At 60.5% G+C, this 468-nt stretch carries 1 protein-coding gene; it reads right to left on the bottom strand.

Features of this window, described 5'->3' with window-relative positions; genetic code table 11:
* The coding region (locus tag HX803_RS32430; protein ID WP_178926122.1) for an efflux RND transporter permease subunit at positions 1–468 on the bottom strand (468 nt) is incomplete at both ends.

Here is a 468-nt window from a genome sequence, read left to right as displayed (position 1 = left end):
CACAAACCCGGCAGCGGTTTCCACGTTGGGGTTCTGCATGACCTTGTGGTTGATCGCGGTGAAGTCCTTTTGCATCGCCCCGTACGAAATGCTCTGCGCCGCAATGATGCTGCCCTGCAAGCGCCCGGTGTCTTCCTGGGGGAAAAAGCCCTTGGGCACCAGCACGTACAACACGCCCGCGAGCACGATCACTAGCACCGTCACCAGGCCCATCAGGATCGAATGGTCGATCACCCAGCCAAGGGTGCGATCATAGAAGCGATGAAAGCGTGAGTCCGGGTGTTCGTTGCCTTCATGCACCTCTGTGGGCGCGCGCAACAGCACGCTGGCGAGCATCGGCGTGACCGTCAGCGAGATCAGCATCGAGATCACGATGGCCACCGACAACGACACCGAGAACTCGCGAAACAGCCGCCCGACAATCCCGCCCATCAACAGCAGCGGAATAAACACCGCCACCAGCGACAC

The sequence above is a fragment of the Pseudomonas sp. P7548 genome (assembly GCF_013386585.1).
In the GTDB taxonomy this organism is placed as follows: Bacteria; Pseudomonadota; Gammaproteobacteria; order Pseudomonadales; family Pseudomonadaceae; genus Aquipseudomonas.
Note: the sequence above shows the minus strand (reverse complement) of the source record. Positions and strands in the feature narration are given on the sequence as shown.